Origin of the sequence: Mariniflexile ostreae (assembly GCF_042427585.1) — a bacterium.
GTDB lineage: Bacteria > Bacteroidota > Bacteroidia > Flavobacteriales > Flavobacteriaceae > Pseudalgibacter > Pseudalgibacter ostreae.
In genome coordinates, this window is sequence record NZ_JBHMFC010000010.1 from 90391 (window position 1) to 115029 (window position 24639).

Below are 24639 nucleotides of genomic sequence, written 5' to 3' on the forward strand. Positions count from 1 at the left end.
GAGGGTGGTTTGTATTATTTGTCGTTTTTAATGCTTTAAAGCGGGGTTTTCTGGAGATAAACAAGCGTCCACTTTTATAAAATCTTCTTGGCTATCTGCAAGAACCATTAAAACATCTCTTGCTTCTATTCGAGTAGAGCCCCCTGGCCTAATAAACTCACCATTTCGCTTAATCATCACGATAAAAGCTGCTTCCGGAAAATTTAAATCCACTATTCTTTTACTTTTAGGGAAAAATTTCGGGGAAATTTCAAACTCCTGTAAAGAAGATTTAGGTAGTTCTAAGATAAGTTTATCTGTTTCTGTTATTGTTTTTTCTTTTTCAGGCATTGCCACATTCATCCATTTGGCAAATATAGATAATGTGGTACCCTGGATTAAAATAGATGTAACAGAAATAAAGAATACAATATTAAAAATCATATCGGCTTTTTCAATTCCCGCCAAAAGTGGATAGGTGGCAAACACAATAGGAACCGCCCCTCGTAAGCCCACCCAAGAGATGTAAAAACGCCTTCTTAATTTCATTTTAAAAAACATTAAGCTAATAAAAACACTTAACGGTCTTGCTACAAGTATTAAAAATATCGAGATTAGTAGACCAATACCAATATAAGGAACAATCTCTGATGGAAAAACCAGTAAGCCTAGAGTAAGGAAGAGTACAATTTGCATCAACCAGGCCAAACCATCATACATTTTTAAAATGGTTTTTTTATGTATCAATTCTTGATTGCCTAAAAAAACGGCACAGATGTAGATAGCAAGAAAGCCATTGCCTCCTATAAAGTCTGTTGCCGAAAAAGTAATAAACATAAGCGCTATAACCAATACAGGATACAGTCCTTCAAAATCAAGTTTAATTCTATTGATAATTAACTTACTTAATTTTCCAAATCCAAATCCTGCTGCAGCACCTACAATCATTTGTGTAAGAAATAAAGGGATAATAGAGGCAACACTCTGGTCTTGATGTATTACTAAAGTTAAAAAAGCGATGGTAAGCACGTAGGCCATGGGGTCGTTACTACCACTTTCAAGTTCTAACGTGGGCCTTAAGTTGGTTTTTAAAGCCAAGCTTTTAGATCTTAAGATTGAAAAAACAGCTGCTGCATCTGTAGATGACACAATGGAGCCTAATAACATGCTTTCGTAAATTGTGAAGTCGGTAACACACCAAACAAATGTGCCAAGTGAAACAGCAGTGAGTAAAACGCCTAGGGTTGAAAGAACAATACCTTCTTTTAAAATGGGTTTTACAGCTTTCCAATCGGTATCGAGCCCACCGGAAAACAGAATAAAGTTTAGTGAAATTATACCGATAAATTGTGCTAGTTTTGGGTCGTCAAAGCGGATACCCCCAATACCGTCGGACCCTGCCAACATACCTATGGCCAAAAAGAGTATTAAGGTTGGAACTCCAAATTTATAAGAAGTCTTCCCAACCACAATACTTATAAAAAGTAATATAGAGCCTACTAGTAGTATGTTTTCAATCGTTAAATTCATATGTTATATTTTATAAGAACATGGTCTTATTAGCCAAACTAGAAATTTTTTTTGCCAACTTTTAAAGTAAGCAATATAGCTATCCATACTATTACGGTTAGCGTGAATGTAGGAGTTTAAGCAACAGTTAAATAGTACTTTATTTTTGCACACAAATATAACAGAAAAGAACTAAACTCTTGTTTGCTTTTTGAAGTTGCTTTTGCTTATTGGAACTTTTAACGGCATAAACTATAAAAAGAGCTCTTTTTTTCAAGGTAGAACAACAAGTTTCTGTTTTATTTTAGCATAAATGCCTTAATTAAATGGTTTGAAGAAATCCTGTACTTTTTATTAAAGTGCTTGCCCTTTTTTAAATAGAACTAACGCACCCTATAGTATAGCGTTGCTTAGCAATAAAATACCCACACAAATTAAACCCATATAAATATATTTTAAAAAATGGCCTTCTTTTAATTGATGATTTAAATACCGTCCCAGAAAAATAGCAGGAATAATAACCGGAATAGAAATAAAAAAATAATAAGTAACGGTGGTATTCCAAAGCCCTTTATAGGCATAACCACACATGGCTACAATACTTGCGGGAAGAAAATAGGCCTGTAGAGTGGCTCTGAAACGTTTTGCGGTCCAATGGCGAAGGTTGCCATAAACAACCAATGGTGGGCCATTTAAGCCATAAGCGCCGCCCAAAATACCAGAAAGGAAGCCGCAGACAAACAGCCATATTTTGTGATCTTTTTCTAATTTTAATACTTTTTTTGAAAATAAAGAGTAGGATGCGTAAAGAATAATCAAGAAGGCCAAACCTATTTTAATTAAGGTTTCATTCCCATAAAAAAGTAACACTAACCCTAGGGGTATACCTAAAATTCCAAAAAGGATGAGCCATTTAGCGCTTTCAAAGTGAATTTGTTTTCGGTCTTGGGCTACTACTATAGCTGCAATAAAAACAGAGATAAGTACAGAAAGGGGTACGGCAGTTTCCACGGGAATTACAAAAAGTAGTAAAGGTACTGCAATTAACGATTCGCCAAAACCAAAAGTGGAACGCACTAAGGTAGCTGTAAAAATAACTGACAAAATGTAAACGGTAATTAATTCCATGATTCTTCACGTTGTCAAGTGCAAAATACGCTTTTAAAATCTAATTAAGATTAAGGTTTTAGCTGAAGGTGCCTCATGTTTTTGCCTGCTAATGCTTGATTCTTAATCCATTTAAAGCCTAAAGCTAGGTACAAGGTTTCTGCTTTTTGGTTGTTTTCTTCAACTAATAAACCTAAAACGCGATTCTGGGTTCGGTGTTCGTGAATGAGATGTTTTAATAGTTGTGTTCCAATTCCTTTTCCTTGAAAACGTGGAAGAATGCCAAACGAATCGATATAATACTCACCGTCTGTTGTTTCTGGTTCAGGATTAAAGTCCGTTCCAATTTGGTGCTGTATAAAATTGGCAATGGGCCGTTTTAGGGCATTTAAATGAGCTCCATTATAACTATTTATAGCGCCAGCAATCATGCCATCTATTTCTGCGACATAACAATTTTGAAATGAGTATTGATTGTTTTCTTCATTCACAAAATGCAGTAACATGTGTTTTGCTTTTACAGAATCATTAACCCCTATAAATTTACATAAAAACGTTTCAAGAGCAAGAAAAAGACAGTCGGTAATGCCTTTTGAGTCGCTTTTAGTTGCTTTTCTTATAAAGCTATTTTCTTGACATTTTAAGGACATGCTTAGGTAGGTTTAAGAGTACGGTTTTTATTTGGCTCCTTCATCACCATGACATTCAAGAAGTTTATTCAGTAAATTCAATCCGATCCCCTACCGCAATAGCCCAAGCATCTACCAAACCCGCATTTATTTCCAATACATATTTTGCAGGGGCATTAGAAGGCAACGATCGTTCGTCAAAAGGTGTGGCGTTTTTTTGAAAACTGACAATCTTTTTATCGGCATTAATGTATATGATATCTAACGGGATACGTGTGTTTTTCATAAAAAAATACCGTTCAATCTCATTGTCAAAAAGAAATAACATGCCTTGATGGGTGTCCATAGCATCGCGATACATCAAACCTGTTTGGATTTCATAATCGGTTTTAGCCAATTCAATATCTAACGCCACTATAACAGAATCTGTTACAGTTTTATAAATTTGGAGTTCGCCTTCTTTTTTAAAAATGACCTCAGTTTGCGTGATATTTTTTTTATCCTCTTTACAAGAAATATGGGCTAATGATAAAAAACCTAAACTGAGTAGCACTGCAAAAGAAATAGATTTTAAACGCATATTATTTAACTGTATTTTTTGATTTATAAACAAACATAAAGTAAAGGCCCACTAACACAAAAGGAATGCTTAGCCATTGTCCTGTGTTCAATCCAAACCAATTGATATATTCATCACCTTGTGGTTCTTTAACAAATTCTACAAAGAAACGAACCGTCCATAAAAGCATTAGAAATAAACCAAATAGAAAGCCTGGTTGGTCTTTTTTAGTGGTTTTGGAATAGAAAAATAATAAAATTAAGAACACAAAAATATAACACATAGATTCGTATAATTGTGCGGGATGTCTATAGGGAACAGCTTCCAATAAATTTTGAAATTGCGGATTTTCTGTAACGGCATTATAAGCTTTTTGAACATCGCTTATACCTGTACGCTGTATAATTTCATTTTTATAGTATTGGTCTTGTATAAACCGAACACCAAAATCAGAATCGGTAATCTTTCCAATAATTTCAGAATTGATAAAGTTTCCAATTCTAATAAAAATAGCACCCGATGCAACAGGAATTACAATGCGGTCCAAGATCCATAAAATGGGTTTGTAATTATATTTTTTTCTGTATAAATACATCCCGATAATAATCCCTATAGCGGCACCGTGACTTGCCAGCCCTTGGAATCCTGTAAATTCAAATCCGCCTTTAAATTTAAAAGGTAGAAAGATGCTGAAAAAATCTTGAGATATTAGCTCCGACTGGTAAAAGAGCACATGCCCTAAGCGTGCGCCCAACATGGTTGCTAAAACGGTATAAATAAATAGAGGGTCAAGATAGTCTAACGACACTTTTTCTTTGGTAAAAATGCGTTTCATAATATACCATCCTAACGAGAAAGCTACTACCCACATTAAACTGTAGAAGTGAAGTTTGAAATTTCCAAAAATATCGATACCTGTTATGGGGTTCCAATCAAATTTTAATAAATACATAAGGGTTATTTTACAAGTTCTAAAATGTCTACTTCAAAGATTAAATTGGTTTTTGGCGGAATGGCACGATTGCCAGATTCGCCATAGGCTAAGTGATAAGGGATAAATAAGGTAGCTTTGTCGCCAACGCTTAACTGTTGTAATCCTTCTTTAAAACCCATAATCATTCGCGCATCAGGGCCAATAGAGGCTGGAATGGGTTGATACTGATTGGCAGCTTTTCTGTCTTCGTTTACAACGCCCTGTGCTTCGGCGGTTTCTAGTTTACTGGTTTCTATTAAGGTGCCATCTTCAAAATAAAGTGCATAATGTGTTAGTAATTTTGCCATTTTAGAAAGCTTTTTCCCTGTCCCTTTCTCTGTAATGGTGTATTGTAGCCCCGAAGGCAAACTAACAGCATCTTCTCTTTGGGCCTTAAATTTTGCTAAATTACGATCTTGTATGGCTTTGGCTTTGGCTTTTTTTTCTTTTTCCAACCGCTCTACTTGGGCAAAATGATCGCTAAAAATATCTGGTGCATCAAAAGCTTTTGCAGCTTTTCCTTTTCTGATGATATTGAGTTCTTTTATAATAACATCCTCTATTGGTCTGTCGTTGGAAGCCGTTTTTACATTAGAAATACTATCTTGAATCTCTAGCCCCAGCACAAGTTCACCAAATATATTATAGCTATTATCTAAAAAAGGTTTAGGGATTTCTGTGATAAAAAACTGACTCCCATTGGTGTTAGGACCAGAGTTGGCCATCGATAGAATACCAGGTCTATCATGTTTTAAATCTGGATGAAACTCATCATTAAATTTATATCCAGGACCACCGCTACCATTGCCCAAAGGATCGCCCCCCTGAATCATGAAGAGATCTATAACGCGATGGAAAATAAGGCCATTATAAAACTTTTTATCTTTATAGATGCTATCTACTAAAACGTTGGTGCCTTCTGCAAGCGATATGAAATTAGCAACCGTTACCGGAGTTTCATTAAACGTTAACTTAGCCACCATGGTGCCTTTGGTAGTAACAAATTCAGCATAAATGCCATCTTCTAAATCAGGGTATTGTGCTTTACAAGACATGAAGCATATTAATATGCTTATAAAAAGCAATCCGATTTGTGATTTTAAAAAGCCCATATCAGTTAGATTTGTTTTCGGTTATAGAATGAACCGTGACTTCGCACATAAGTGGAATGTTGGTACCTATTTTGTTTTCATCGCCATAATATCCAAAAGCTTTTTGCGAAGGAAATAGAAAAGTAGCTGTTTCCCCAGATTTCATAAGCTTTAAGCCTTCACGCATTCCAGAAAACAAAGCTTCTTGATCCATGGCATAATTACGAACTTTCACCTCTTCTTTAGAGTAAATAAGATGTCCGTCAAGTGTTTTTACATCATAAATAAAATTTACAATATCACCAAAATCGGGAGTTTGTAAAGAGTCTATTTCTGTTTTTGTATTGTAGTAATACCAAAAACCAGTTTCCGAAGCGATAAATTCATGATCGGCTTGTTTTGAAATAATCCTTTCAATTTCCGCCTCTTCTTCTGCGTTTAATCTCTGGTTTCGTGCAACTGAGGCATCGATAAATGATCCTGTGGTAACAGATATAGGTCTGCGGGCCTCTGGTGTTTTACAGCCCATAGCCAAAAGTGTGGCTATAAGTAGGAAGGCTTTTTTATTCATGGTTTAGGGCATTTTTATAGCTAGGTAATATATTAATAAATTTTTCTACGGTATCGGTTAAAGATACGTCGCTTTTTCCTCCAGCAGCATTAATATGTCCTCCTCCACCAAAGTGGGCTCTAGAAAAGGCATTAACCGAGAAGTTGTTTTTAGAACGTAAGGATATTTTTATAATACCTTCGGCTTTATCTTCTATAAAAATAGCAGCAAAAATAATATTATCCAAAGACAAACCATAATTTACCACACCTTCGGTGTCACCTTTTTTATAATTAAATTGGTTTAATTCGTCTTGCGATAAAGTAATGTATGCTGTTCGGTACTCGGGAAGCACTTTTAAATTACTAAGAGCACAGCCTAATAATTGTAATCTTTCGAAGCTATTTGTATCGTAAACATGATTGTGTATGTTTGCATTATCTGCACCTTTTTCAATAAGATCGGCGACGACTTTATGCGTAGTGCTGCTTGTCGATTTAAACCTGAAAGACCCAGTATCGGTCATAATACCTAAATATAAACAGGTAGCAATAGTAGCGTTAATAGTAGACGTGTCGCCTAGCATATGGATAAAATGGTATACCATTTCGCAAGTAGAGCTCATCGAAACATCAGAAAACATATATTTAGCGTAATCATCAGGTTCTTGATGATGATCAATTAAAATTTTAATGGCCTTGCTTTCTGTCAAAGCAGGCTCCATTTGGCCTGTTCTGTGAAAGGCATTGAAATCAAGTGTGAAAATAATATCGGCATCCTCAATACGGGCATGACTTTCTTTGTTCTGCGAATCAAATTTTAAAATCATGTCTTCACCAGGAACCCATTTTAAGAAGTTTGGATAGTCATTAGGTGTAATTACCGTAGCCGAATGATTGTGCTTTATAAGGTAATGGTACAGTGCCAAGGTAGAGCCAATTGCGTCTCCGTCTGGATTTTTATGAGGTACAATAACTATTTTTTTAGGATGTGCCAGTAATTCTTTTATATCGGAAATGTCTTGTTGCGTCATAAAAAGCGAATATACAATTTTTTTTAACCCACCATAGTGAGCGATGGATGCCTTGTAAAAGGCGAAATTACAATAAAATATTATGTTTTATATGCGTTTGGTAAAGGCTTTTGTTGTGGGGATATTAAAAAAAGAGCTAGACTTTGTGCTTTATTAGCATTTAAAAAAGAGGTGCGTTTTTTCAAAACATAAAAAGTGTTAAAAACAGGACTTACTTGTTTTTATTAAGAAATACGTTACTTTTACACCCTGTAATCAATGATATTAAATGATAAAAATGGCAAAGAGTAGAACTTTTACAATGATTAAGCCAGATGCTGTAGAAAACGGACATGTAGGCGCAATATTAGAAAAAATCTCAGCTTCAGGGTTTAAAATTGTAGCAATGAAAATGACACAAATGTCTAAAACAGACGCAGAAAATTTTTATGCTATTCATAACGAACGGCCATTTTTTTCAGAATTAGTGACCTTTATGACTAGAGGCCCTATTGTTGCTGCTATACTAGAGAAAGAAAATGCAGTTAGTGATTTTAGAACATTAATTGGGGCAACGAATCCTAGTGATGCTGCCGACGGTACGATACGAAAATTATTTGCTACATCTTTAGGAGAAAATGCAGTACACGGTAGTGATAGTGATGAAAATGCGCTTATAGAGAGTGTTTTTCATTTTTCAGGCAGAGAGATATTTTAACACTTTCAGTATAAAAAAACGTCCTATATATATTTAGGACGTTTTTTTAGCTTTAAAATTAAAGTTGACGCTTAAAAATATAACGGGTTATAAAGATGCCTTGGTTATCACCTTTTCCAGCATCGCTCTCTACAGCACTATTCACAAATGCTAGTTCCCAGCCTTCTGCAACCATAGTATTGATCTTTGAAGTGATTACGGCATCATTCGCTGCAATATTTTGAAATCGTATGCCAACGATATTATAAAAGTTCAACAATTTGGTTTCGTCAAAGTTTTTCACCCTGATATCGCTGCGATCTGATTTGTTACGGCCATTATCATCTTCTGTTTGGGTACTTGTAAACTCCTTATAGTCCTTCTCTTCGTTTGCGCTAATTAGTCTAGAGCGCCCTAAGCCACTAGAAACAATAGACTCTACACTGGTAATAACTTTGTACTCCACTTGAGCTTGCGTTTCTAAAAAAGAAAATAAGACGAGACTTAAAATAAATACTGTTTTTTTCATGTGATTTGGTTGGTTTTTAAGTTAGGCTGTAAATATATTCTTTTTCTTCAAATGAAAAGTTGTTAATTTGTATTTTGAAATCAAATGACAGGACGCGTATATAAATCTACAGGAAGTTGGTACTCGGTAAAAACCGAATTGGGAGAGGCCTATGAGTGCCGTATTAAAGGGAAGTTCCGAATAAAAGGTATTAAAAGTACAAACCCCATTGCGGTAGGGGATCTTGTAGACTTTGAGTTGGAACAAAATAATGATCAGGTTTCTGGTATTATCAATACGATACATGATCGCTCTAATTATATTATTAGAAAATCGGTAAACCTTTCCAAACAAACCCACATCATCGCTGCTAACATAGATCAGGTTTTTTTATTGGTCACCATCAATAATCCGCCTACTTTAACAAGTTTTATTGATCGTTTTTTGGTTACAGCACAAGCATATTCTATAACAACTGTTTTATTATTTAATAAAATAGACGTTTATGACGAAGATACCCTTAACGAAGTAAGATACTTGGCACATGTTTATAGAAAAATAGGTTATGAGTGCATTGGGGTTTCGGCCTTAACAGGTAAGAATATCGATAAAGTAAAAGCGCTGATGCGTGGAAAAGTAAGTATGTTTTCTGGGCATTCTGGTGTGGGGAAATCAACTTTGGTAAATGCTATTGAGCCTACGTTAGATCTTAAAACTAAAGAAATTTCTATGCAACATATGCAAGGACAACACACCACTACCTTTGCCGAAATGTTCGATTTGCACTATGAAAATGCAGACGGTGCAAGAATTATCGATACACCGGGTATTAAGGGTTTTGGAGTGGTAGATATGGATAAAGAAGAAGTAGGAGATTATTTTCCAGAGATTTTTGCATTAAAACAAAATTGTAAATTTAACAACTGTATGCACATGCAGGAACCAGATTGTGCCGTTAAAAAAGCTTTGGATGCCGATGAAATTTCTTTTTCACGATACCGAAGTTATTTGCAAATTGTGGCAGGTGAAGACGAACATTATCGTACCGAAGATTGGGATTAATAATGCTTTTCTCAAGAATGCCCTGTTTTAAAAGGGCTTGAAAGTTTGAGCGCTTTATTTTAAAAATAAAAATTAAAAATATTTTTTAGAAGGTAATGGCTTATGAAAGCAGTTATACAAAGAGTTTCAAAAGCAAGTGTAACCATAGCAGATAAAAAAGTAGCTACTATTGCTACTGGGGTTCTCGTTTTATTAGGGATTGTTGACGATGATACAAAAGACGATATTATCTGGTTGTCCAATAAAATCTCTAATCTTCGCATTTTTAATGATGAAAAAGGGGTGATGAATAAATCGCTTATCGATATAGGGGGAAACGCTTTAATTGTGAGCCAATTTACATTGCATGCCAGTACAAAAAAAGGAAATCGTCCCAGCTACATAAAAGCCGCCAAGCCAGATATTGCAATACCATTATACAAAGCATTTATACATCAAGTTGAAATGGATTTGTGCAAAACGGTAGAAACAGGAGTGTTTGGAGCAGATATGCAAGTGGATTTGATAAACGATGGTCCTGTTACTATACTAATAGATACTAAACATAAAGAATAATTACACCTTTTATAATTATATCCTATAATGAACATAGAAAACGCACAAAAAGCAGTCGACGATTGGATAAACGAACACGGTGTTCGCTATTTTAATGAACTTACCAATATGGCACAACTTACCGAAGAAGTAGGGGAGGTCGCGCGGATTATAGCCAGACGTTATGGCGAACAAAGTGAAAAAGAAAGTGATAAAGATAAGGATCTTGGAGAAGAGCTAGCAGACGTACTTTTTGTTGTATTGTGCTTGGCCAACCAAACAGGTGTAAATTTACAAGATGCTTTTGACAAAAGAATGTACAAGAAAGGGAAACGGGATCATGATAGGCATCATAATAACGAAAAATTAAAGTAAATTTGCAACTTGTTTAAAAAAGAATGTATAAAAGCATGCATATCACACTACATAAATCTAAAATTGCAAAGCAATCTTCTATAGAAATTACAGGTTCTAAGAGTGAGTCTAATCGCCTTTTATTATTAAAAGCACTTTATCCAGAGCTTACTCTTAAAAATGTTTCAAATTCTGATGATAGTAATTTAATGACTACTGCTTTAAGCGCTTCTTCAAACCTCATAGACATTAGTCATGCAGGTACTGCTATGCGTTTTTTAACGGCTTATTTTTCTACCCAAGAAGGACGAACCATAACGCTTACGGGGTCTCAACGCATGAAAGAGCGTCCTGTTCAGGTTTTGGTAGAAGCACTTCGAGAGCTTGGCGCCAATATTGAGTATCTCGAAAACGAAGGTTGCCCACCTTTAAAAATATACGGAAAAAAACTAAATAAGTGTCGAGTATCCTTAAAAGCCAATGTAAGCAGTCAGTACATTTCTGCATTATTGTTAGTAGCTTCAAAACTGGAAAACGGATTAGAACTCACTTTAGAGGGCGAAATCACTTCGGTACCTTATATAAATATGACCCTATCGTTATTGGATGAAATAGGAGTAGAGGCTTCTTTTATTGGAAATGTAATTACCGTAAAACCCAATACAGCAAAACTAAAGCCCAAAACATTGGTGGTAGAATCAGATTGGTCTTCGGCCTCTTATTATTTTAGTATTTTGGCCATTAGTCCTTTAGGCAGCGAAATCACATTGTCTTCTTATAAAGAAAACTCATTGCAAGGCGATTCTGTTTTAGTCGACATATACAAACATTTTGGTATTGCTACAGTTTTTAAGGATAACAAAATGACTCTAATAAAAGAATCATCCCCCTTAAAACCTTTGGCCGTAGATTTAAAAGATGCTCCTGATATAGCCCAAACCATAGCCGTTACTTGTTTCGCATTGGGTATAGCCTGTGATTTAACAGGACTTCATACTTTAAAAATAAAAGAGACCGATAGACTGGTCGCTTTAAAAAACGAAATAGAAAAACTAGGAGGCAAGGTTGCTATCACAGATAAATCACTTCATTTATCGGCATCGAATCAAATAAACGATATGGTGTCCATTGGCACATATCACGATCATAGGATGGCAATGGCGTTTGCGCCTCTAGCGTTAAAAACAAACCTTATTATTGAAGATGCGGGAGTGGTTTCTAAATCGTACCCTAGCTTCTGGGAAGATTTAAAACGTATGGGATTTGAAATAACTTAATAATAAACCCTTATTTACTTGACAACCCCTATCTCGAGGTTGTATCTTTGCAGTCTTGTAAAAACAAAAGGCATTTTCATCTAAAACGGAAATGATTTTTATTTATAGGGTTTTCAAAAGCCTTAAAACCTCTACAACAGGTGCTATGGCTAGAGAAAGTTCTATTTAATTCATAAAAACCTTAAACAATAAATACATGAAATTATCACAATTTGGCTTCAATTTACCTGATGAGTTATTAGCAGAACACCCAGCTGAAAACAGAGATGAATCTCGTTTAATGGTTCTGGACAGGGCCAAACAAACCATTGAGCATAAATCCTTTAAGGATCTTATCGATTATTTTGACGAAAAAGATGTGATGATTCTTAATGATACCAAAGTATTTCCTGCAAGATTGTATGGTAATAAAGAAAAAACAGGAGCAAGAATAGAAGTGTTTTTGCTACGGGAATTAAACGAAGAACAACGCCTTTGGGATGTTCTAGTAGATCCAGCACGTAAAATAAGAATAGGGAACAAGCTTTATTTTGGTGATGATGATATGTTGGTGGCAGAGGTTATCGATAACACCACCTCTAGAGGTCGTACCTTACGTTTTCTTTATGATGGATCGTATACAGAATTCCGAAAAAAATTAACGGAACTTGGTGAAACGCCACTTCCTAAATATATTAAAAGAGAGGTTGAGCCAGAAGATGAAGAACGTTATCAAACCATTTTTGCAGAAAAAGAAGGTGCCGTTGCAGCCCCAACCGCAGGATTGCATTTTTCTAAACACCTTTTAAAACGTTTAGAGATTAAAGGTGTCGATTTCGCAAAAGTGACACTTCATGTAGGTTTAGGAACTTTCAATCCTGTAGAAGTGGAAGATCTTTCTAAACATAAAATGGACAGTGAAGAATTGTTTATTGGACCAGAGGCCGTAAAAATAGTAAACAATGCCATAGAAACTAAAAGACGTGTTTGTGCGGTTGGTACAACCTCCATGAGAGCTATTGAAAGTGCTGTGTCTTCAAACGGCAGACTGAACGAAGTGAGCGGTTGGACCAATAAGTTTATTTTCCCTCCATACGACTTTAGTATCGCCAACTGTATGATTACTAACTTCCATACGCCAAAATCGACGCTATTAATGATGGCATCGGCATTTGCAGGACACGATTTTCTTAAAAAAGCATATGAAGAAGCGGTTAAAGAAAAATACAAATTCTATAGCTATGGCGATGCCATGTTAATCATATAAAAAAATATAAGAGCCTTGTTTTAACAAGGCTTTTTTTTGGGCATTACCCTAGAGGGTCGGGCTTTCCGCTATATCTTTTTAAAATATCTGCCCATACGTGATTCGTTTTTCCCATCTACTCCATCATGAAAAAGGGGAACGGAAGTTAAAGTTCAGTTTTAAAAAGGATGCCGCTGCAATCCCTAATGCAAATAGTAAATCCAATTCATAATTCGCAATCAAAAATCGTAAAACGCAAATCCTTTCACTATTTTTGCGGTATTCTGGTTGTTGCTCGGATTTGATATTAAAGAAAAAGGATGTTTTTTTCTTTAATACCATTCAGAAAATCAAACACAGCGTAAGCTATGCGTACTTTTTCTAAGGCAATCTAACGGGAAAACGGATGTTTTATGATGAGACATCCAACTAAAACATAAGATGGATTATGGCAACAGATAAAAAAGACATTCGTGCATTAACAAAAGATCAATTACGGGATTTTTTTGTAAGTCAGGGTGATAAAGCTTTTCGTGGCAATCAGGTTTACGAGTGGCTTTGGCAAAAATCGGCACATACCTTTGAGGATATGACCAATGTATCAAAAGAAACACGCCAAATGCTGGAAGATCATTTTGTAATCAATCATATAAAAGTAGATACCATGCAGCGCAGTAGCGATGGTACAGTTAAAAATGCGGTGAGGTTACATGATGGGCTTATTGTAGAATCTGTTTTAATACCCACAAAAACGCGTACCACAGCATGTGTATCCAGTCAAGTAGGCTGTAGTTTAGATTGCAGGTTTTGTGCCACGGCGCGTTTAAAACGTATGCGGAACCTAAATCCCGATGAAATTTACGATCAAGTGGTCGCTATAGACAATGAAAGCAAGCTTTACTTTAATAGACCCTTAAGCAACATCGTGTTTATGGGTATGGGAGAGCCTTTAATGAACTATAATAACGTTATCAAGGCTATCGATAAGATTACCTCCCCCGAAGGGCTGGGCATGTCGCCAAAGCGTATCACCGTGTCTACATCTGGAGTGCCTAAAATAATAAAAAAAATGGCCGATGATGATGTGAAATTTAATTTAGCGGTCTCCCTCCATTCTGCTATTGATGAAGTGCGAACGTCCATAATGCCTTTTAATGAAACATTTCCGCTTCAAGATTTAAAAGAATCTTTGGAATATTGGTATGCCAAAACTAAGCGCAAGATCAGTTATGAGTATGTGGTTTGGAAAGGGATCAACGATAGTCAAAAAGATATCGACGCTTTTGTTGCATTTTGTAAACATGTACCCTGTAAAGTGAATATAATTGAATACAACCCTATCGATGATGGTGAGTTCCAACAAGCGTCCCATGATGCTTTAGAAAACTACATTTCAGCATTGGAAAAAAATAGAATTGTTGTTAATGTACGCCGAAGTCGAGGTAAAGATATTGATGCCGCTTGCGGACAATTAGCAAATAAAAGCTAGGTGATAGCTTGATAACCCTAAGGCTTTTAAATGGAAAGGTATTTCAATTTCAACCCCATACTTGTAAATTTTATTAATTAAGTGTGAGAGATGATGTTGTTCTCAATACAAGGGCTGTCTTTTAAAAAGAGATTTATGCATCCTACTACAGATCAAAAACTATTGTTTTTTTGCCTTGTAAATAGTTATAGTTTAAGTTTATTAGTAAATTCGCTAGAATTTAATTTCACTTTTGAAAATAGTAGAACAAATAAAACAACCCATAGCTTATGAAATGGAACTTTTTGAACAAAAGTTTCAACTTTCTATGGCTAGCAAGGTTGCCTTACTCAACAGGATCACACACTACCTTGTAAACAGAAAAGGGAAGCAAATGCGCCCCATGTTTGTTTTTTTAGTCGCTAAAATGGTTTCCAATGGCGAGGTAAGCGAACGCACATATAGAGGTGCATCGGTTATCGAGTTGATACATACGGCAACTTTAGTACACGATGACGTAGTAGATGATAGTAATAGACGTCGAGGATTTTTTTCTATAAATGCATTATGGAAGAATAAAATAGCCGTTTTAATTGGCGATTATTTACTTTCAAAAGGCTTGCTTTTAAGTATTGATAATAATGATTTTGACTTGCTTAAAATCATCTCTATTGCCGTTCGAGAAATGAGCGAGGGCGAATTGCTCCAAATTGAGAAAGCTCGAAAATTAGATATTACCGAAGCTATTTACTACGAAATTATCCGACAGAAAACAGCAACTTTAATTGCGGCTTGCTGTAGTTTGGGGGCGGCCTCTGTAAAACCAGATTCCAAACATGTTGAAACCATGCGTAAATTTGGTGAACTTATAGGAATGGCATTTCAAATTAAAGACGATTTGTTCGATTATGGTAATACGCAAATAGGAAAACCAACGGGGATAGATATTAAGGAGCAAAAAATGACATTGCCTTTAATATATGTGCTAAACCATGCTTCAAAAAAAGATAAAAACTGGCTTATAAATTCTGTTAAAAACCATAATAAGGATTCTAAACGGGTTAAAGAAGTAATTGCTTTTGTGAAACAGCATGGGGGCTTGGATTATGCCGTTACAAAAATGAAGGCCTTTCAGTTAGAGGCGCTAGAATTACTTGAAAAATATCCAGAATCAGCCTATAAAAAATCCTTAGTTCTTATGGTGAATTATGTGATTGATAGAAAAAAATAAATCTATTTATAAATAATATTCGACTTTTCACAAAAAAGAATGAATTTAGATAGCATTTCTAACCAATGCTTTTCTTTAAACTTACAAACTACCTGATTATCTTTGTTATATACAAGGGTGTATTTAAAGCCTAATTGTTTTATAGTTTTTACCCGAACACCAGAAATTTGAGTGACAACTTTATCTGTGTTTTTATATTTTTCCGTAAACTGATTTATCGCTGACAAAAATTTGAAAGTTTCTTTTGAATTACCTTTAAAATATTCCACTTCATAAGCACCATTGGCCCAATCATCAAAAAAAAGTTGGTGTCCCCACAAGGAAAAAGAGTCCATTTCGACATCATGGCTAGATTCAAGCACTTTCCAATAGGAAAGGTAGGTTTCTGTGCTTTTATCGGAAAAGATGGTTTCAAGCTGATAGGTTTGTGAAAAAGAAAGCATTGAAATCATGCCCATAGCCATTGTTAGTATCGTTTTTTTCATCGTATAAAAAGTTTGTAAAGTCTTTTCCTTTGCCTTTTGCCATAACATCTATCAAATATCATGCAAAAGGGAGAGGAGAAAGTGCTCTTGTTCTTTTTTTAATTTACTATCATCCATTTTTTTCTTTTTCTTTTTCTGATTTGAAAATTTGACTCAGAAATTATTTTTTTATATAAAAAAACGTCTTAATTCTAATAACTATTAGAATTAAGACGTTTTAACATCTTTTTTTATGTTTTAATTACATCATGCCTGGCATGCCTCCGCCCATTTGTCCTGGACCAGAAGATTCCTCTTTAATATCAATTAAAGCACACTCCGTAGTTAATATCATGCCCGCAACAGATGCAGCATTTTCTAAAGCGATACGGGTTACTTTCTTAGGATCGATAATACCAGCTTCCAACATATCTACATAGGTTTCAGTTTTAGCATCGTATCCGAAAGCGCCTTTACCTTCCATAACTTTAGAAACGACCACACTACCTTCGCCACCTGCATTTTCTACAATGGTTCGCAATGGTGCTTCCACAGCACGTGCTACAATTTGAATACCTGTAACTTCATCAAGGTTTGCTGTAGTGATTTTCTCTAAAACAGATTTTGCTCTTACTAAAGCGACACCACCACCTGCTACAATACCTTCTTCAACGGCAGCTCTTGTTGCATGAAGTGCATCATCTACACGGTCTTTTTTCTCTTTCATTTCAACCTCACTGGCAGCGCCTACATAAAGTACAGCAACACCTCCAGCTAATTTAGCTAAACGCTCTTGAAGCTTTTCTTTATCGTAATCACTTGTAGTGGTTTCAATTTGAGCTTTAATTTGGTTTATTCTAGATTTAATGCTTTCTGCATCTCCAGATCCATTTACAATAGTCGTATTATCTTTATCTACAGTTACGGTTTCAGCTGTTCCTAACATAGATAAATCGGCATTTTCTAAAGTAAAGCCTCTTTCTTCAGAAATTACAGTTCCTCCTGTTAAAATAGCGATATCCTCAAGCATTGCTTTACGTCTGTCTCCAAAGCCTGGCGCTTTAACCGCTGCAATTTTAAGACCACCACGTAGTTTGTTTACTACCAATGTAGCTAAGGCTTGGCCATCTACATCTTCTGCAATAATTAATAACGGACGACCAGATTGTGCTACTGGCTCTAATATTGGAAGAATCTCTTGTAAGTTTGAAATCTTTTTGTCAAACAATAAAATGTAAGGGTTCTCAAGATCGGCAATCATTTTATCCGAATCCGTTACAAAGTATGGTGATAAATATCCGCGGTCAAACTGCATTCCTTCTACAACATCCACATAGGTTTCCATACCTTTTGCTTCTTCAACAGTAATAACACCTTCTTTTCCAACTTTACCAAAAGCCGTTGCAATCAATTCGCCAATAGTATCATCATTATTTGCCGAAATAGAGGCTACCTGCTTAATCATTTCAGATGAATTCCCTACTTTTTTTGCTTGTTTTTCAAGGTCTTCTGTAATAGCGGCAACGGCTTTATCTATACCACGTTTTAAATCCATAGGATTTGCTCCAGCGGCAACGTTTTTTAAACCTTCTTTCACAATAGCTTGTGCCAAAACAGTAGCGGTAGTGGTACCATCACCTGCTAAATCGTTGGTTTTAGAGGCTACCTCTTTCACCATTTGTGCTCCCATATTTTCATGCGGGTCGGCCAATTCAATCTCTTTTGCAACCGTTACCCCGTCTTTTGTGACTTGTGGTGCTCCAAATGATTTACCTATTATAACATTTCTGCCTTTAGGGCCTAATGTTATTTTTACAGCATTAGCTAATGCATCCACACCACGTTTAATTCCGTCGCGTGCTTCAATATCAAATTTTATATCTTTTGCCATATTATATGTTTTTTTGTCATTCCATTAAATCCCTCATTGATATGGGGAGGAAATCTGTTGTTTACGTATTAATTAATGTTTTTTTCTAGATATCCCTAACTAGACCTGTCTTGTTAGGATGAAGGAATTGAAAACGAGCGGTTAAACTATTGCAAGGATATCGCTCTCTCTCATGATTAAGTAATCTTTACCTTCTAATTTAAGTTCTGTTCCTGCATATTTACCATACAAAACAGCGTCACCAACCTTAACGGTAATAGGATCCTCTTTTGTACCTGTTCCAACAGCGATAACGGTCCCTCTTTGCGGTTTTTCTTTTGCATTGTCAGGAATGATAATTCCAGAAGCCGTTTTAGTTTCGGCCTGAGATGGTTCAATAAGAACTCGGTCTGCTAGTGGTTTAATGTTTAACCCCATTGTTATATGATTTTTTAAGTTAATTAATTTTATAACGTTTAATTTCATTCTTAAACGCATAAGCTGATATTCGAAAATTGTGCCAATAGTGGATTGCTGACAAACTTGCAGTAATTACAAAAAAAAATGCCAACTATTTAATAGTTGGCATTTTTTTGTTTTTATAAGGGTGTTCCATTATTCCGGAACCGATTCTGCTTCAGGAGCATCATTAGTGATGGGCTGTGCCGATGGCGCAGTAGGTATTGTTGGCAACGGTTGTGTGGTGGTTGCATTAGGATCCAATGCTTTAGAATCTGTAGTTGCTCCACCTTTATTAATGGCGACATTAGATAATAAAATCAAGGCCAGCATAACGGTTGCCAGTGTCCAGGTACTTTTGTCTAGAAAATCTGTGGTTTTCTTTACACCTCCTAATTGTTGTGTGCCACCGCCACCGAATGAAGATGACAATCCGCCACCTTTTGGATTTTGCACCATGATTACTACGATCAGCAAAAATGCTACGACTACGATTAAGGCTAAAAATATTGTAAACGTACTCATTATGATTTGTTATTTTGTTCTTGTAAAAGTTCTACTGCTTTAATTTGGATTGCAAAGAAACTACTTTTTTCTGGATATTTCAAACTTAAAATCTTATAAGATTGAATTGCTTTTTTATAATTTTTTTGCTCAACATAAATGCGGGCCAGCGTTTCCGTCATTAAAGTTTCAGGTTCTATCATGCGGTCTTTGGCTATGTTCCCACTAGGGACATAGGTTTTGACAGAGGGTATTTTGGGGTTTTTAGAAATAAACTTGTCAATCAATTTAAATTTTTTTTCACGTTCTAAAGCATCAGGGGATGAGTTTTTGGGCGCAATGTCTTCTGTTTTTTCTGTTTTAACAGGAATGTCTTTTGGGGCTTCTCGATGTATGGGTTCGAAGCGTGTTAATTTTAACCATTCGTTAAAGGAGTGGTTTTCTTTTTTGTTAAACTCTAGAGGTTGGCCTATTTTTAAAATGGCTTCAGCATCTAATAATTCCTGTTTTGGAAGGGAGGTAGGGCTTTCAGGAGTTTTAAGATTGTCTAAAGAGGGATTGTTAAGAGGAGTTTTAGGCTGAAATAGTGCAGGGTTAAAAACGCTATTAGCATCTTCTACCTGTTGGTTTAGAATATAATCGAGAGCAATGCTTTTGTCTACCGAAATGTCTTTTGCAACCACGGGAATGTCTAGAAGTTGTGACTTATGTCTCTTTATGAATTTTGATATTTCATTCTGAGTGAAAGCTTCCGATGTAATAAAATCGAATAAAATACTTCTGTCTGTGGTATAGCTCGCGGTTATTTTTAGCTCTTGATTATAATTTGGACTTTCTTGATTTTTTAAACCTTTAAGATAAAGCGCGCGTGCCGCTTGAAAATAAGGGTATCGATCAATAATTGATTTTACATCACGGGTTTGTTGCGGCGTTACCGTTTGCGGGTGTTGGAGTATGTATGTGAAATCGGTGCTGTTCATTGGCTCAGCCAAATTTAGTAATTTTTAAAAATTAATTTATTTATGCTCATAAAGGATCTCTTAACGTTCGAAACCAGGACTTTATAATATCTGAAATAGCACTACCATTTGGCCAGTGTGGCATTAAAAACATCTTGTGTAATACGTTCGAAAATTTCTTCAATGGCCGTGGTTTTTTGACTTCCAATAAGCTGTGCGCTTCCAGGATAGTCATAGAAGAACGAAAAAGTTTGTTCTAAATCATCCTCCACTTTCTTTCTATTAAAAAAGCGTACCCTCACCGAAATGGTTAGTCTGTTTTGTGCCGCAGTACTTTGTGCCGTGGCAGTGGTTGGGGAAATGCGGTATTCCGTAATTTCTCCTTCGTAAATTAAATCGCCACCAGAATTTACGTTGCTTAAATTGGTTTGATTTTCTAGCAATTGAATGAGTGTGTTTTGAAAATCTCTTTCAATGCCGGGTTCAATAAGAAGCGCAACATTTTCAAAGCGGTTCACTTGAAAGGTTTTGGTGCCAGGAGGAATAGATGCCCCTGTAAACGAATAAAAGCCGCAACCCGTAAGGGTTATACTAGCAAAAAAAAGAAGAAAGTATGAGGTGTATTTCATGGATTATAGAGCTGTTGCCTTTACAAGAATGACAAAGGGTTATTTCTTTTAAGATTATAAATCGTATTGTTTTATTTTTCTATATAAGGTGCGTTCACTAATTCCCAGTTCAGCAGCAGCTAATTTACGCTTTCCATTGTGGCGCTCAAGGGATTTTTTTATCAGTTCCAGTTCTTTATCGTGTAAAGACAAGGTTTCTTCTTCTTGAATCTCTTCTGCAAAATGATATTTATCGCTTTTATTTAACGATTCAGAATGGTCTATTTTGTGCTCTGGAATTGATAATAGTTCCGATTCTTCAGTGGTTTCTTCATATTCGGCATCATCTTCATCAGAACTTCCATAAATTTTTTGAATTAGGCTTTCATTCTTTTTTTCAACCTCTTTGGCATTTCCGTTTTTCATCAGTTCCAATGTGAGCTTTTTTAAATCGTTTAAATCACTTTTCATATCAAAAAGGACTTTATACAAAATCTCACGTTCGCTGCTAAAATCACTTTCCGCTTTGGATGTTTTTATAACAGCAGGTAAATTGGTTTTTGAATTTGGTAAATAACTTTGAAGGGTTTCGGCCGTTATGGTCCTGTTTTGTTCTAGTACAGATAATTGCTCTGCTATATTGCGTAATTGCCTCACATTACCTGCCCATCGATGTTTTAAAAGTACCTGTACGGCTTGGTCTGTTAATTTAATGGTAGGCATTTTGTACTTAAGCGCAAAATCACTTGCAAACTTCCTAAACAGCAAGTGAATGTCTTCTTGGCGGTCGCGTAAAGGGGGTAAGTGGATGTCTACAGTGCTTAATCTGTAAAACAAGTCTTCACGAAATTTTTCTTTTTGAATGGCTTCAAACATGTTTACGTTTGTAGCGGCTACAATACGAACATTTGTTTTTTGTACTTTACTGGATCCTACTTTTAAAAACTCGCCGTTTTCAAGAACACGCAATAAGCGCACTTGTGTGGTTAATGGCAGCTCTCCCACTTCATCTAAAAAAATGGTGCCTCCATCGGCTACCTCAAAATACCCTTCACGGGTTTGTGTAGCTCCTGTAAAGGATCCTTTTTCATGACCAAATAGCTCACTATCAATCGTGCCCTCAGGAATGGCACCACAGTTTACGGCAATATATTTATTGTGTTTTCTGTGGGATAGTTGGTGTATTATTTTAGGAATACTTTCTTTACCAACACCACTTTCGCCTGTAACCAACACCGAAATATCGGTAGGGGATACTTGAATGGCTTTTTCTATGGCACGGTTTAGAGCGGCGTTATTACCTATAATACCAAATCGTTGTTTTATTGCTTGAACTGATTCCATTTATTTATAAGATTCAAAAACCAAAACCCATAGAGTCCAGGCTTTATTTTTTTTAGAAAGCGCCATAAACCGGATATTTAATATATCGGACTTTGGTTATGGGCTCTGCTTTTTTAATTATTCTCACTTAAACCAATAGCTTCACCAATAAGGGTGGCACTTGTGCAGCTGGTTATTTTTACATGAACAAAGTCTCCAACCTTATAATGCTCTTTTGGAAAAACGGTCACCACGTTTTGTGAAGATCGACCAGACCACTCCGCATCAGATTTTTTAGATGCTTTTTCTACCAAAACTTCTACAACGGTGTTTAAAAAGGCTTTGGTTCTAATTTCACTATGTGCTCTTTGTAAATCTACAATATCTTGTAAGCGTCTTTTTTTAATAGCTTCGGGTACATCATCTATCATCTTGCGTTCAGCCAAAGTGCCCGGGCGCTCCGAATAGGTATACATATATCCAAAATGATATTTTACGTAATTCATTAACGATATCGTATCTTGAAAATCGGCTTCAGTTTCAGAAGGGAAGCCTACGATCATATCTTGGCTTATGGTACAATCTGGAATAATTTGACGAATATTATCAATAAGTGCCATATATTCTTCACGCGTGTGTAAGCGATTCATCTCTTTTAAAATACGATTGCTGCCACTTTGAACGGGTAAATGGATATGATTACAAATGTTTTGATATTTCGCCATGGTTTCGATAACATCCATCGTGAGGTCTTGTGGATTGGATGTTGAAAATCGAATGCGCATTTTAGGCTGTGCCTTGGCGCAAAGCTCCAATAAATCAGCAAAATTTACAGCAGTTGCTTTTTGGATAGCACTGGCAGCTTCAAAATCTTTTTTAAGGCCGCCGCCATACCAAAGATAACTGTCTACGTTTTGCCCTAATAATGTTATTTCTTTATAGCCTTTATTCCACAAATCACGAATCTCCTCTAAGATACTTTGTGGCTCTCGGCTACGTTCACGACCACGAGTAAAAGGCACCACGCAAAACGTGCACATGTTATCGCAGCCACGGGTAATAGATACTAGCGCTGTAACACCGTTCGTGTTTAAACGTACAGGCGATATGTCGCCATAGGTTTCGTCTTTAGAAAGAATAACGTTAATGGCATCTCTTCCTTCTTCAACTTCGGCTAAAAGATTTGGTAGGTCTTTGTAGGCGTCTGGGCCAACGACCAAATCGACGATTTTCTCTTCTTCAAGGAACTTTGTTTTCAAACGTTCTGCCATACAGCCTAAAACCCCAACTTTCATATTGGGATTGTGCGTTTTTTTTACGGCATTATATTTCTCTAAGCGCTTGCGTATGGTTTGTTCGGCTTTATCTCTAATAGAACAGGTGTTTACTAAAACTAAATCGGCATCTTCCAGATTTTGTGTGGTGTTATAGCCTTGGTTTGCCATAATAGAAGCTACAATTTCGCTATCACTAAAATTCATAGCACAACCATAACTTTCAATAAAAAGTTTGCGTTGGTTATCTTTTTTTTGTTCTAAAACCAATGATTCACCTTGTTTGTTCTCGTCTATAACGTTCTCCATAATATAGGGTCCTAATAATTCAATGGACTTTATTTTTTATTTTCTTTGCCTCCCTTACAGCAGGCCGCTGCAAAGGTACAATTTATTTGTGATTTGTGACAAAGTGTCATAAATGAAAAAACAATAAATTTGGGATATATCGGCAGAAGTATTTTCTTTGAACTTATTTTAACCTAACATCTCTTTATGAATAACTACTCATTTATACACGATAAAATCAATACCTGTGGAGCCCTCGATTTTGGGGATATTTTAAGTAAAAGTATAGCGCTTTTCAAAAAAACATGGTTACAGGGATTTTTGTTAATACTTCTTATTCTTATTGTAGCGGTTCCTTTTTTTATCATTATTTATTTGCCTATATACTCAGTAGTAATAGAACAAGTTCAAAGTGGCGATTATAATCCTAATGATGCATCTATCCTTATGTTACAGTCGGATGAATTTAGATATCAAATTTTAGGGCTTACGTTTTTAATGAGTTTCTTAAGCACTGTTTTGGCCGCGGGGTTTTATAGGATGGTTAAAAAAATTGATTTTGGAGAGGGGTTTTTGTTTTCAGATTTTTTCTTTTATTTTAAAGGAAAATACCTCGGTAAAATATTAACCATAGCTGCTTTGTCTTTTTTAATATCATTGATTAATTTTGCTTTTGAAAAGTTTTTACCACCTCAAACGGCATCGTTCTTAGGCGTTTTTATAGGAGTTGTATTTAGTGTGTACTCTACACTTTTTGTTGTAATGTTTGCCTTTAATCCAGAACTGGAAAGCAACGAGATATTTAGTTTGAGCTTTAACTTGGGGACTAAAAAATGGATGTTAATTTTTGGTTTAATGATGGTTACAGGGATTCTAGGAAGTTTTGGGATTATCCTTTGTGGTATCGGGATATTGTTTACCATAGCCATTTTCTATTTGCCTCCGTATTTAATATATAAAGATGTTATTGGTTTTGATCAAAAGAGCGATATTGATAAAATAGGGGAAATGCAATAGCATATATAGGTATAACATCTCATTTTTTAAAGGGACATTAAAGGTGTTCTGGGCAGACAATAAAAAGAGTTAATTTATAAAATGAGGTAGATAAACTTTTTTTCATAT

The 24639-nt window shown here is 35.7% G+C and carries 26 protein-coding genes; 9 read left to right on the plus strand and 17 right to left on the minus strand.

Going from position 1 to position 24639, the window contains the following annotated elements:
• Positions 1–27: 27 nt before the first annotated feature.
• The 8 genes from ACFFU9_RS03740 to ACFFU9_RS03775 all read right to left on the minus strand — a co-directional run bounded on the left by ACFFU9_RS03740 (position 28) and on the right by ACFFU9_RS03775 (position 7430).
• Positions 28–1509, minus strand: coding sequence for a potassium/proton antiporter (locus ACFFU9_RS03740; protein WP_379860033.1), 1482 nt, complete (start codon positions 1507–1509; stop codon positions 28–30).
• A 372-nt stretch (positions 1510–1881) separates the two neighbouring features.
• Positions 1882–2616 carry a sulfite exporter TauE/SafE family protein gene (locus tag ACFFU9_RS03745; RefSeq protein WP_379860034.1) on the minus strand — a complete coding sequence of 245 codons (735 nt, stop codon included), beginning with the start codon at positions 2614–2616 and terminating at the stop codon, positions 1882–1884.
• A gap of 50 nt (positions 2617–2666) precedes the next feature.
• On the minus strand, positions 2667–3245 hold the full coding sequence (locus tag ACFFU9_RS03750) for a GNAT family N-acetyltransferase (RefSeq protein ID WP_379860035.1): 579 nt from the start codon (positions 3243–3245) through the stop codon (positions 2667–2669).
• 64 nt (positions 3246–3309) lie between these two features.
• Entirely contained in the window at positions 3310–3804 is a 495-nt protein-coding gene (locus ACFFU9_RS03755; RefSeq protein ID WP_379860036.1) for a DUF192 domain-containing protein, read from the minus strand.
• A 1-nt stretch (position 3805) separates the two neighbouring features.
• On the minus strand, positions 3806–4735 hold the full coding sequence (gene lgt, locus ACFFU9_RS03760; RefSeq protein ID WP_379860037.1) for a prolipoprotein diacylglyceryl transferase: 930 nt from the start codon (positions 4733–4735) through the stop codon (positions 3806–3808).
• A gap of 5 nt (positions 4736–4740) precedes the next feature.
• Positions 4741–5811: a peptidylprolyl isomerase gene (locus ACFFU9_RS03765; protein ID WP_379860038.1), complete on the minus strand. Its 1071-nt coding sequence runs from the start codon at positions 5809–5811 to the stop codon at positions 4741–4743.
• Positions 5812–5869: 58 nt separating this feature from the next.
• Complete coding sequence (gldI, locus tag ACFFU9_RS03770; RefSeq protein ID WP_379860039.1) at positions 5870–6418, minus strand: gliding motility-associated peptidyl-prolyl isomerase GldI; 549 nt, start codon at positions 6416–6418, stop codon at positions 5870–5872.
• Positions 6411–7430, minus strand: a complete 1020-nt coding sequence (locus ACFFU9_RS03775; RefSeq protein WP_379860040.1) for a DHH family phosphoesterase — start codon at positions 7428–7430, stop codon at positions 6411–6413. The genes gldI and ACFFU9_RS03775 overlap by 8 nt, the downstream gene beginning before the upstream one ends.
• A 277-nt stretch (positions 7431–7707) precedes the next feature.
• Here ACFFU9_RS03775 and ACFFU9_RS03780 point away from each other — a divergent pair, with 277 nt between their 5' ends.
• Positions 7708–8127 carry a nucleoside-diphosphate kinase gene (locus tag ACFFU9_RS03780; RefSeq protein ID WP_379860041.1) on the plus strand — a complete coding sequence of 140 codons (420 nt, stop codon included), beginning with the start codon at positions 7708–7710 and terminating at the stop codon, positions 8125–8127.
• A gap of 58 nt (positions 8128–8185) precedes the next feature.
• Here the strand turns inward: ACFFU9_RS03780 and ACFFU9_RS03785 are convergent, their stop codons facing one another.
• The gene (locus ACFFU9_RS03785) at positions 8186–8635 is read right to left on the minus strand and encodes a hypothetical protein (protein WP_379860042.1); all 450 of its coding nucleotides are present in this window, start codon (positions 8633–8635) and stop codon (positions 8186–8188) included.
• Positions 8636–8719: 84 nt separating this feature from the next.
• Between ACFFU9_RS03785 and rsgA the strand changes: the two genes are divergently transcribed.
• The 7 genes from rsgA to ACFFU9_RS03820 all read left to right on the plus strand — a co-directional run bounded on the left by rsgA (position 8720) and on the right by ACFFU9_RS03820 (position 15765).
• Positions 8720–9676 carry a ribosome small subunit-dependent GTPase A gene (gene rsgA, locus ACFFU9_RS03790; RefSeq protein ID WP_379860043.1) on the plus strand — a complete coding sequence of 319 codons (957 nt, stop codon included), beginning with the start codon at positions 8720–8722 and terminating at the stop codon, positions 9674–9676.
• Between the two features lie 102 nt (positions 9677–9778).
• Positions 9779–10231 carry a D-aminoacyl-tRNA deacylase gene (gene dtd / locus ACFFU9_RS03795; protein WP_379860044.1) on the plus strand — a complete coding sequence of 151 codons (453 nt, stop codon included), beginning with the start codon at positions 9779–9781 and terminating at the stop codon, positions 10229–10231.
• Positions 10232–10258: 27 nt separating this feature from the next.
• Positions 10259–10585, plus strand: a complete 327-nt coding sequence (locus ACFFU9_RS03800) for a nucleotide pyrophosphohydrolase (RefSeq protein ID WP_379860045.1) — start codon at positions 10259–10261, stop codon at positions 10583–10585.
• A gap of 35 nt (positions 10586–10620) precedes the next feature.
• Positions 10621–11841 (plus strand): 3-phosphoshikimate 1-carboxyvinyltransferase, encoded by a 1221-nt coding sequence (locus tag ACFFU9_RS03805; RefSeq protein WP_379860046.1) that lies wholly within the window; start codon positions 10621–10623, stop codon positions 11839–11841.
• Positions 11842–12037: 196 nt separating this feature from the next.
• Complete coding sequence (gene queA / locus ACFFU9_RS03810) at positions 12038–13087, plus strand: tRNA preQ1(34) S-adenosylmethionine ribosyltransferase-isomerase QueA (RefSeq protein WP_379860048.1); 1050 nt, start codon at positions 12038–12040, stop codon at positions 13085–13087.
• 427 nt (positions 13088–13514) lie between these two features.
• Positions 13515–14555 (plus strand): dual-specificity RNA methyltransferase RlmN, encoded by a 1041-nt coding sequence (gene rlmN / locus ACFFU9_RS03815; protein ID WP_379860049.1) that lies wholly within the window; start codon positions 13515–13517, stop codon positions 14553–14555.
• Positions 14556–14787: 232 nt separating this feature from the next.
• Complete coding sequence (locus ACFFU9_RS03820) at positions 14788–15765, plus strand: polyprenyl synthetase family protein (protein WP_379860050.1); 978 nt, start codon at positions 14788–14790, stop codon at positions 15763–15765.
• A gap of 2 nt (positions 15766–15767) precedes the next feature.
• Here the strand turns inward: ACFFU9_RS03820 and ACFFU9_RS03825 are convergent, their stop codons facing one another.
• From ACFFU9_RS03825 to miaB, 8 genes are all read right to left on the minus strand, one after another.
• On the minus strand, positions 15768–16250 hold the full coding sequence (locus ACFFU9_RS03825; RefSeq protein ID WP_379860051.1) for a hypothetical protein: 483 nt from the start codon (positions 16248–16250) through the stop codon (positions 15768–15770).
• 241 nt (positions 16251–16491) lie between these two features.
• Positions 16492–18120 carry a chaperonin GroEL gene (gene groL, locus ACFFU9_RS03830; protein ID WP_379860052.1) on the minus strand — a complete coding sequence of 543 codons (1629 nt, stop codon included), beginning with the start codon at positions 18118–18120 and terminating at the stop codon, positions 16492–16494.
• A gap of 141 nt (positions 18121–18261) precedes the next feature.
• Positions 18262–18537 carry a co-chaperone GroES gene (locus ACFFU9_RS03835; protein WP_379860053.1) on the minus strand — a complete coding sequence of 92 codons (276 nt, stop codon included), beginning with the start codon at positions 18535–18537 and terminating at the stop codon, positions 18262–18264.
• Between the two features lie 177 nt (positions 18538–18714).
• A complete protein-coding gene (secG, locus tag ACFFU9_RS03840) occupies positions 18715–19083 on the minus strand; it encodes a preprotein translocase subunit SecG (RefSeq protein ID WP_379860054.1) in 369 nt (122 codons plus the stop codon).
• Entirely contained in the window at positions 19083–20042 is a 960-nt protein-coding gene (locus tag ACFFU9_RS03845; protein WP_379860055.1) for a DUF8458 domain-containing protein, read from the minus strand. Before ACFFU9_RS03845 ends, secG begins: the two co-directional genes overlap by 1 nt.
• Positions 20043–20143: 101 nt before the next feature.
• Positions 20144–20650: an LPS assembly lipoprotein LptE gene (gene lptE / locus ACFFU9_RS03850; RefSeq protein ID WP_379860056.1), complete on the minus strand. Its 507-nt coding sequence runs from the start codon at positions 20648–20650 to the stop codon at positions 20144–20146.
• A 54-nt stretch (positions 20651–20704) separates the two neighbouring features.
• On the minus strand, positions 20705–21973 hold the full coding sequence (locus ACFFU9_RS03855; RefSeq protein ID WP_379860057.1) for a sigma-54 interaction domain-containing protein: 1269 nt from the start codon (positions 21971–21973) through the stop codon (positions 20705–20707).
• A gap of 113 nt (positions 21974–22086) precedes the next feature.
• Positions 22087–23535 (minus strand): tRNA (N6-isopentenyl adenosine(37)-C2)-methylthiotransferase MiaB, encoded by a 1449-nt coding sequence (gene miaB / locus ACFFU9_RS03860; protein WP_379860058.1) that lies wholly within the window; start codon positions 23533–23535, stop codon positions 22087–22089.
• A 186-nt stretch (positions 23536–23721) separates the two neighbouring features.
• Between miaB and ACFFU9_RS03865 the strand changes: the two genes are divergently transcribed.
• Complete coding sequence (locus ACFFU9_RS03865; RefSeq protein ID WP_379860059.1) at positions 23722–24531, plus strand: hypothetical protein; 810 nt, start codon at positions 23722–23724, stop codon at positions 24529–24531.
• Positions 24532–24639: the final 108 nt, after the last annotated feature.